Raw genomic sequence first — 9,274 nt, 5'->3', positions numbered from 1 at the left:
GAATAATTTTTTAAAAACAAAAAGCGCAAGTGCCCGTTTAGCGACGTACGGACTGGACTGAGCCGTAGGAGATATAGGAAACACGGTGAGCGAATGCGAATCGATGTTGACTTATCGTACCAAGGTGAAGGAAGTCTCGCTAGTCGCTGGGCGCTGGAGCTGGCCGTGGCTCATCATGCCCATGAATAAATCAGAGCCAAACTTTTGTACCTTCCTATCCTTCAAAATAATCATAATAGTACTTTAATAATAGCATATATCAGATAATTGCACATCATGTTACTTTTTACAACATTTATTTATTTTTATGAAACTTTGGTACTACTTAATTTAAACATAAACAAAAAAAGGCCTGAAACAGCTTTCCACACTATTTCAGGCAAATCATATAGTAATAGGGTAAAAAAAGTTGACTGGCTAATTCCTAAAGAATAGATTAAAAGAAAGAGCCAGTATTGCTGATTGAAAGAATGCTAGGTTCCACATCCATTGCAGTATCTATTGGCTGGTTGTCTTGCGAAAAAAGAAATCCAGCAACTAGAAGAGCTCCTAGACTCAAAGTTGTAAATAACTTTTTCATATTCTCCCCTCCTTTAAAGGTTTATTAATTCCTCATATGTTTCATTTGCAAATTTATAATACTTGGCTGAATCCTTATACTTACACAACTTTTCAAAATGTCCACCAAGCATATTTGCATAAACAACTAAATTCGCATAATCTTTATGCCTTTTTAAATATGGAATAAACTCGTCAATAACGAGTGATTCAAACTTTTCCTTTTCTTCCTCAATTGCGTAATGATAGCTGTTAATAATATAATGATAGAGCTTATATGAACTATTATCATCACTTGCTTCTAATAAATGAAACCCTTTTTCAATCATTTTCTTCGTTTTATCAAATTCTTCAATACCATAATACTCTTTAATTAATGAAGTAACTGCCGCAAGTCTTTCATTTAAATTAACTTCCTCGTCATCAATTACTTCTGAAAAGTAATGTATTGCTTCTTCAGTATCACCTTTTGTTGAATGTAAATAACCTAAGTTCTGATTTGTTAATTGTATAATTTGGTTATCCTTATTCAATTTGCCAAGGTGCTTAGCGAGATTATGATTTTTGATTGCCTTATCATACATTTTTATTCTACGATAAGAGATTCCAAGCATAATATGACACTGAGCACATCTCATAAAGTTATACTGGACACGAAACGTATTAAGAGCTTTATCTGCGTACTCAATCGCTTCTAAAGTATTACGTAATTTACTATGTGTCACGGAAATAGTATAGTGCAAATCGGCAATTTCTTCTTCAGCGAGATCAAGTTGGTTAATCTTTTCTTCAGCCAGTTCATACATCCGCATAGCTTGGTTAAATTCACCTGTAAGAGAGTTATAATTCCCCTTAAACTTATACCAATAAAACTGATGTAAGCTATCAAAGGTGCTAGAAATTTCAGCGAGATTATTAATTTGCTCTAATGCGTCTTCATATTTACCCAGAACCAGGAAGTATCTAATTTTATGTATCTCGTACAATACCATACTTTCCGAATGGGTCGTTTCCATTAGTTCCTCAAGCTCTTTGTATCCCCTAACAATTTCCTCTTTATCATTGACCTCAAATAATTGGCTATACCACTCTTGACATTTATTCTTAATGGTAATGTCCTTTTCATTGTCCAGCTGGATGCCAAGGCGGGTGCACAATAGGCTGATTACTTCAGGGCTTGCCTCTGTTTTGCCATTCTCAATCTTTGATAAATAGGCAAACGATACAATTCCTTCAGCCAGGTCCGCTTGGGTCATTTCCTGTTTAACGCGATGTAATTTAATATAAGGTCCTATTTCCATCTATTTACCCACCTCCCTAGCTGAAATTTGAAAATGAGTTTGCTAAAATTTCTATATTTCTATAATAACATAAATTCCAAAAATTCATATTGGGAAAGTTGAGGGGTAAAATAGTGGATTATCCACCTAAAAACTTGCATACTTTCCTCAAATCAGGAAAGTTTGGCAAAAAGAGACCTTTTTCTACATAAATTTACTAGAAAAAGGTCTCTTTGCTAGATTGTGTCTAATTGCTTATAACATTTCGGATGTTGTTTTTCCTTGCATGTGTTGGATTAGGTAATCTGGTCCACCTGCTTTGGAATCTGTTCCGGACATGTTGAAGCCACCAAATGGTTGATAGCCAACAATTGCTGCTGTACAACCACGGTTAAAGTAAAGATTTCCAACATGGAAGTCTTCACGAGCCTGTTCCAAGTGGGAGCGATTATTTGTAATAACTGCACCAGTTAGACCATAATCTGTGTTGTTAGCAATTTCAATCGCATGATCGAAATCTTTTGCTTTTGTTAATCCAACAACAGGTCCAAAGATTTCTTCTTGCATGATACGTGCTTCTGGATCAAGATCAGCAAATACAGTTGGATTAACGAACCAACCTTTACTATCATCACCAGTTCCGCCGACTAGAAGTTCTCCTTCTTTCTTACCGATTTCAACGTAGCTCATAATCTTATCATATGCGCCTTGGTCGATAACAGGTCCCATAAAGATGTTTGATGGATCAGAAGTGTTACCGACTGTTAGTTCTTTTGTTAATGCTGCAACTCGGTCTTTCACTTGATCGTAAACATCTTCATGAATAACTGCACGTGAACATGCCGAACATTTTTGACCGGAGAAACCGAATGCAGATTGAACAATCGACTCTGCTGCAAGTTCTAAGTCTGCTTCCTTGTCAACTACGATCGTATCTTTTCCGCCCATTTCAATGATTGTACGTTTCAACCATTTTTGTCCTTCATGTACAACTGCAGCGCGTTCGAAAATTCGTGTACCAACATCACGTGAACCAGTGAAACTTACAAATCGTGTACGTGGATGATCAACTAGATAATCCCCAACCTCACTTCCTGGACCAGGAATATAGTTGATAACCCCTGCTGGCATACCTGCTTCTTCTAACACTTCCATCAATTTATATGCGATAACAGGTGTTGTACTTGCTGGTTTCAACAATACTGTGTTACCAGTAACCATTGCTGCAACCGTTGTACCTGTCATAATTGCAAACAGGAAATTCCATGGTGAAATAACAACACCAACACCTAATGGAATATAGTTGAATTGATTGTGCTCAATTGGACGGCTGTTTACTTCAGCACCATCTTTAATTTTCAGCATTTGGCGACCATAGTATTCCAAGAAGTCAATTCCCTCTGCAACATCGGCATCGGCTTCCTTCCATGGTTTTCCACCTTCTTTAATTAAGTGTGCAGTGAATTCCAACTTACGACGACGAACAATTGCTGCTGCACGGAATAAAATGTCTGCCCGAACTTCTGGTTTCGATTTTCTCCATGTTTCAAATGTTTCATCGGCTACTTTCATTGCTTTTTCAGCTAATTCTTTATTTGCCTTGGATACATACCCAATAACTTCTTCTTTATTCGCCGGATTAACAGAGACAATCTTATCCTCTGTTGTAATACGTTCACCACCAATAATAAGTGGATATTCCCCACCAAGATCAGCTTCGACCTGTTTAATTGCTTCCTGCATTAATTTCTTGTTTTCTTCTACGGTGAAATCTGTAAAAGGTTCATGCTTGTACGGTACTACTGCCATATAAAAAACCTCCCAATAAATATCCAATATTACTCCAATGATTGCGTTTTCATAAAAAATATGGATGGAGCGTATCCATCCATATTCTAACCGAATTGAAAAAACAGTTCAATAATTTTAAACTAATTAATTAAAAATGCGAACAGTTGGATCACTTTCACCAGCATTGCGGTGAATAATACTTTCCACATTATTGTTTGTCATGACCTTGACTTCCAGGTCATAATAATCGGGAAACATCTCTTTAATCAATCCGTACGTATACTGGGTAAAGCCAATTACTTCCCCTTTACCATAAAACTCAATTGGTATCTCGAGGGTAAGTTTTTTTAGTTCTTCATTTATATAAAATCCCTCACCGATGACACCAACATAATTCGGGAAAAACTTTTGGATTTCTTTGCCAAAATCTTCAACAAGCTTGTTATCATCAAAGTACTTTTCTTCTGAATCCTCATCTGGAAACAAAACATTATCTTCTTTGATGCTTTCCCAATCATCAATTGTTGATTCATCACCACTTACAGCCGTTTTTGCTACATAATTACCTGGTACAGGAGACCCTTGATCCTCCTCGCGATACAGTGCAATCATAACAGGCACATTTTTTAATTTATCCATTTTCCGTATCCGTTCCAGAATCGTTTGCGCCATTTTTTTCCCTTGTTTAAGCATCTCTTCTTTAGAGATTTCTTTGTGAAAATATGGTCCATACTCTTCTTTTTGGAAACGGTAGACTGATTTTAACGCAAGTCCAATTGAAATCCCGACTAATTCAGCGCTGTTATCCTCATTTTTCTTGAGAAAGTCCTGCTCTAAAATATGAGATAAATAGGTTGGATTAGCCTTATTCGCTTTTTCATCGTATTCATCTTCATCTGCCAGTTTAGGATTCAGTCCTTGCTGCAATTCTTTTTCTATTGCTTTTTTATCAATGTTTCTGCCTCTCGCTTTAAGATCGTTTACTTTAGCCTCAACTTTTTCGGCTAACTGTTCCTTCGTATACTTCCTTTCTAGCCAACTATATACCGTATCCTCGTCCAAGTATTGGCCTTCCTGAAAATAATACTTTTCCGGGTCGTAAACTGCTTTTGAATGGCGTCGTAAACCTTCCTCCATTTCATCAATGTCTAAACGATTTCCCATCTGTTTGACAATAACCCCTCTAGCTTTACTTACTTTATATGGTAGGACCATCTTGTATGTCTCTTCAGAAAGTTGATAGCTAGGAACAATCGACGGCTCCTTGTTGGTTGTTTCGTCCTTCTTCTGGACCACTTCATCCTCGTTCATTTTTGGTGCACAGCTCGCAAGTAACAGGAGCGTGCATAGGAGAATTGCACATAATTTCTTCATGACTCCCACTCCTAATCATTTAAGGCTTCTCTTAGCTGTTGTTCATCCCATATCGTCACACCTAGTTTCTGTGCTTTTTCAAATTTAGATCCAGCATCTTCACCAGCAATGACAATATCTGTCTTTTTACTGACACTTCCAGTTACAGAACCGCCCATATCCTCTATCTTTTCTTTTGCTTCTTGCCGCGTATAATGTTCCATCTTCCCTGTCAGTACAACAGTTTTTCCAGAAAAAATGGTCTCTCCCGTTTGATCTGACCGTTTTACACCGGTATATTCCATGTTCACACCTAGTTCTCTTAATTCTTGAAGTAGGTCTGATACTTCTTGCTCCGAAAAATAATGGGCAATCGAATCCGCCATTTTTTCTCCGATCTCATCAACTGCAATTAGTTCATCATAGGATGCTCGCTGTAAGTTATCGATTGTTTCAAATTGTTGCGCAAGTGTTTTTGCAGCCTTTGCACCGACAAAGCGGATCCCAAGGCCGAATAATAACCGTTCAATCGAGTTCTCTTTAGATACCTCAATCGCATGTAACAAATTATCAACCGATTTTTCGCCCATCCGTTCCAATTTCAGCAAGTCTTCTCGATTCAATCGATAAATGTCGGCGATTGTTTGAATTAATTTTTCTTGGAAAAGTTGAATAATTACTTTTTCACCTAATCCATCAATATTCATCGCATTGCGTGAAACAAAATGGATAAGCCCTTCTTTTAACTGTGCAGGGCAATTAGGGTTGATACAGCGCAATGCCACTTCTTCTTCCAAACGGACCAATTCGCTTCCACATGCTGGACATGTTGTTGGCATATGAAATTCTTCTTCTTTGCCTGTGCGTTTTTCCTCAACAACCCGAACAACTTCCGGAATGATATCTCCAGCTTTCTTAATCACAACCGTGTCACCAATGCGAATATCCTTGGCACGAATTAAATCCTCATTATGCAAAGAAGCCCGCTTTACGGTTGTACCCGCAACTTTAACAGCATCAAGTATTGCTGTTGGTGTAATAACTCCTGTCCGGCCAACACTTAGTTCAATATCTGTTAACGTTGTGATTACTTCTTCAGCAGGAAATTTATACGCAATTGCCCAGCGGGGACTTTTTGCTGTATATCCTAGCTCTTCTTGCTGATCTAAATTGTCCACTTTGACGACAATACCATCGATTTCATAATTCAAATTAGGTCGTTCTGCAGTCCAGTACTCGACATAGTCAATTACCTCATCAATCGTTTGGCATTTGCGCCATTCCGGATTCGTTTTGAACCCCAACTCTTTCAAATATGCAAGCCGTTCACTATGGGATTGGATTGTTCCTGTTTCCCATTCGCCAACACCATATAAAAATATATCCAAATTACGTTTTGCGGCAATTTTGGGATCAAGCTGTCGTAATGACCCTGCCGCTGCATTCCGCGGATTAGCAAATGGCTCTTCTCCATTTTCGTCACGTTTTTCATTTAAAGCAAGGAAGGATTTATGTGGCATAAACGCCTCCCCACGGACCTCAATTGTATCTTTATCTTTAATTATTAACGGGATACTGCGAATTGTCCTTAGATTGCTTGTAATATCTTCCCCAGTTGTTCCATCACCGCGTGTTGCTCCACGAACAAATTTTCCTTCTTCATACAATAGCGAAATGGCTAACCCATCAATTTTTAATTCACAAACGAACGAAATTGGTTTGTCTGTACCTTCTGATGCTCGTCTGGCAAAGTCACGTAATTCATCCGCATTGAACGCATTTCCCAGGCTCAGCATTGGGATATTGTGCTGCACTTTTTGAAAGGCCTCCAGTGGTTCGGCACCAACACGCTGGGTCGGTGAATCAGCCGTAACAAGCTCTGGATAAGCCGCTTCTAGTTCCTGCAGTTCACGTAACTTTTGATCATATTCCGAATCAGGCACACTCGGTTTATCCAGAACATAATACTCATAGCCATATTGATGTAACAATTCTTTTAATGCATCTATCTTTTCTTGTGCTTGTTGTTTATCCATTCATCAAGCAACTCCCTATTGTTTCGTTATTGGTGCAAATTTTGCTAATAGTCGTTTGATTCCGGTTGGTGCTGGAAAAGCAATATCAAGTTCCATCGCATCTCCTTCTCCTTGCACTTTAACGACGGTTCCAACACCCCACTTTTTATGGTTTGCTTTATCACCAGGCATCCATGTTTTACCTTCCGCACCTGTAGTCTGCTGTTGTCGCTCTGCTTTTCGTTTCAAAGGAGCAATAGGAGCGTTTCCAGTATTCTTTTGGGCAATTGATCCACCGAACATAGATTGACGTGCTTGTTCAATCCCATCAATCAGATCTTCCGGAATTTCATTAATAAACCGGCTGATTGGGTTCATATTGGTGCGACCATATAGCGTACGCATTTTGGCATGGGTCAAATAAAGTTCCTTCTCTGCCCGGGTTATTCCTACGTAAGCAAGACGGCGCTCTTCTTCCATTTCATCATTATCAAACATCGAACGGCTATGTGGAAATACGTTTTCTTCCATTCCAATCAAAAAAACAACAGGAAATTCTAACCCCTTTGCCGCATGTAATGTCATCAGCGTAATTTTTTCTTCATTATTTGGATCTTCCTCATCAACCTTGTCAATATCAGCAATCAACGCTAAATCAGTTAGGAAGGCAACGAGTGTTTTATCCTCACTTGCCTTTTCAAAGTCCTGGGTAACAGTCATAAACTCTTCTAAGTTTTCCAGGCGACTTTGCGATTCAAGTGTGTTTTCAGTTTTCAGCATTTTTTCATAGCCTGTTCGTTCAAGCACTGCTTCAACCATATCTGTAGCCGTTAAAAATTCCTGTTGCTGTGTTAACGTGCGAATGAGTGTCGCAAATTCATCCAATGCATTGGCAGCCTTTTTGGAAACGCCAGTAAAATCAACTTCCTTCACAGCTTCATAAAATGATAGGTCATGTTTTGTTGCGTAGTCTCGCAAGCGATCAATCGATGTTTTCCCAACTCCTCGCTTCGGTACGTTTACAACTCGTTCAAAGCTAATATCATCATCCGGGTTGGTAATTAAGCGTAAATATGATGTTAAATCTTTAATTTCCTTACGCTCATAGAACTTTTGCCCACCAACCATTTGATAGGAAATGTTCGACTTCATCAAAGTTGCTTCAATGGCACGGGATTGAGCATTTGTCCGGTATAAAATAGCAATCTCATTAGGCGAAAAGCCACTTTCTCGTATTAGCTCTTGAATTTTATCTGTAACGAATAATGCCTCTTCTTGCTCGGTTGCCCCTTGGAAATAATTGATATGTTCCCCGTCATCGTTCTCCGTCCAAAGAGTTTTCGGCTTACGTCCAGGGTTATTTTGAATCACTTTATTTGCCGCTTCCAATATTGCTTTCGTTGAGCGATAATTTTGTTCTAAGAATACTGTTCGTGCTGTAGGGTAATCCTTCTCAAAGGATAAAATATTTTGGATATCTGCCCCACGCCAACGGTAAATTGATTGATCGGAATCACCGACAACACAGAGATTCTGAAAACGATTCGCCAGTTGTTTTACTAAATAGTATTGTGCGTGGTTCGTATCCTGATACTCGTCCACATGAATATATTGAAAACGGCGCTGGTAATATTCCAACACTTCCGGAACACGTTTAAATAAATGTATGGTTTGCATGATTAAATCATCAAAATCTAAGGATTGGTTTTTTTGCAGTATTTTTTGATAAGCGGCATATACTTGTCCTACTTGCCGTTCATAGAAGTTACCAACCTTTGCATTAAAGGCTTCCGGTGTGATCAATTCATTTTTTGCCGAACTAATTTGTCCCAGCATTGCCCGTGGTTCGAACTTCTTCGGGTCAATATTAAGATTCTTTAAGATTTGTTTAATGACGGATAGCTGATCACTACTGTCTAAAATTGTAAAATTACGATTGTATCCAATTCGGTCAATGTCGCGACGCAGGATTCGTACACACATCGAGTGAAACGTTGACACCCAAATTTGCTCACTATCCATGCCAACTAATCGTTTCACACGGTCTTTCATTTCTCGTGCCGCTTTATTCGTAAATGTAATCGCCAAAACATTTCGCGGTGCAACGTCTTTTTCACTTAGTAAATAGGCGATGCGATGCGTTAGCACCCGTGTTTTACCACTACCTGCACCTGCCATAATTAATAACGGTCCATCTGTATGCTTAACAGCTATTTGCTGTTCTTTATTCAGTCCTTTGAGTAAGTCATCCATTGTTTGACTCACAACTAACACCCC

Annotated in this window: 6 protein-coding genes; all 6 read right to left on the bottom strand. The window is 38.7% G+C overall.

Annotated features, from left to right (window positions below; genetic code table 11):
* Window positions 1–436: 436 nt before the first annotated feature.
* Window positions 437–580: a hypothetical protein gene (locus ACW2QC_RS18795; RefSeq protein ID WP_457545477.1), complete on the bottom strand. Its 144-nt coding sequence runs from the start codon at window positions 578–580 to the stop codon at window positions 437–439.
* A gap of 13 nt (window positions 581–593) precedes the next feature.
* Complete coding sequence (locus tag ACW2QC_RS18790; RefSeq protein WP_457545476.1) at window positions 594–1,859, bottom strand: helix-turn-helix domain-containing protein; 1,266 nt, start codon at window positions 1,857–1,859, stop codon at window positions 594–596.
* A gap of 234 nt (window positions 1,860–2,093) precedes the next feature.
* Window positions 2,094–3,647 (bottom strand): L-glutamate gamma-semialdehyde dehydrogenase, encoded by a 1,554-nt coding sequence (gene pruA / locus ACW2QC_RS18785; RefSeq protein WP_457545475.1) that lies wholly within the window; start codon window positions 3,645–3,647, stop codon window positions 2,094–2,096.
* A 126-nt stretch (window positions 3,648–3,773) separates the two neighbouring features.
* A complete protein-coding gene (locus ACW2QC_RS18780) occupies window positions 3,774–5,003 on the bottom strand; it encodes a CamS family sex pheromone protein (protein ID WP_457545474.1) in 1,230 nt (409 codons plus the stop codon).
* Between the two features lie 11 nt (window positions 5,004–5,014).
* Window positions 5,015–7,018: an NAD-dependent DNA ligase LigA gene (ligA, locus tag ACW2QC_RS18775; RefSeq protein ID WP_457545473.1), complete on the bottom strand. Its 2,004-nt coding sequence runs from the start codon at window positions 7,016–7,018 to the stop codon at window positions 5,015–5,017.
* Between the two features lie 15 nt (window positions 7,019–7,033).
* Complete coding sequence (gene pcrA / locus ACW2QC_RS18770) at window positions 7,034–9,250, bottom strand: DNA helicase PcrA (RefSeq protein ID WP_457545479.1); 2,217 nt, start codon at window positions 9,248–9,250, stop codon at window positions 7,034–7,036.
* Between the last annotated feature and the right edge of the window lie 24 nt (window positions 9,251–9,274).

It is taken from the genome of Virgibacillus sp. FSP13 (assembly GCF_054048505.1).
Note: the sequence above shows the minus strand (reverse complement) of the source record. Positions and strands in the feature narration are given on the sequence as shown.

Excerpts from the sequence above, each read along its gene's own strand:
- ACW2QC_RS18795 (WP_457545477.1), bottom strand. The coding sequence starts at position 580 with ATGAAAAAGTTATTTACAACTTTGAGTCTAGGAGCTCTTCTAGTTGCT.
- ACW2QC_RS18790 (WP_457545476.1), bottom strand. The coding sequence starts at position 1,859 with ATGGAAATAGGACCTTATATTAAATTACATCGCGTTAAACAGGAAATG.
- pruA (WP_457545475.1), bottom strand. The coding sequence starts at position 3,647 with ATGGCAGTAGTACCGTACAAGCATGAACCTTTTACAGATTTCACCGTA.
- ACW2QC_RS18780 (WP_457545474.1), bottom strand. The coding sequence starts at position 5,003 with ATGAAGAAATTATGTGCAATTCTCCTATGCACGCTCCTGTTACTTGCG.
- ligA (WP_457545473.1), bottom strand. The coding sequence starts at position 7,018 with ATGGATAAACAACAAGCACAAGAAAAGATAGATGCATTAAAAGAATTG.
- pcrA (WP_457545479.1), bottom strand. The coding sequence starts at position 9,250 with ATGGATGACTTACTCAAAGGACTGAATAAAGAACAGCAAATAGCTGTT.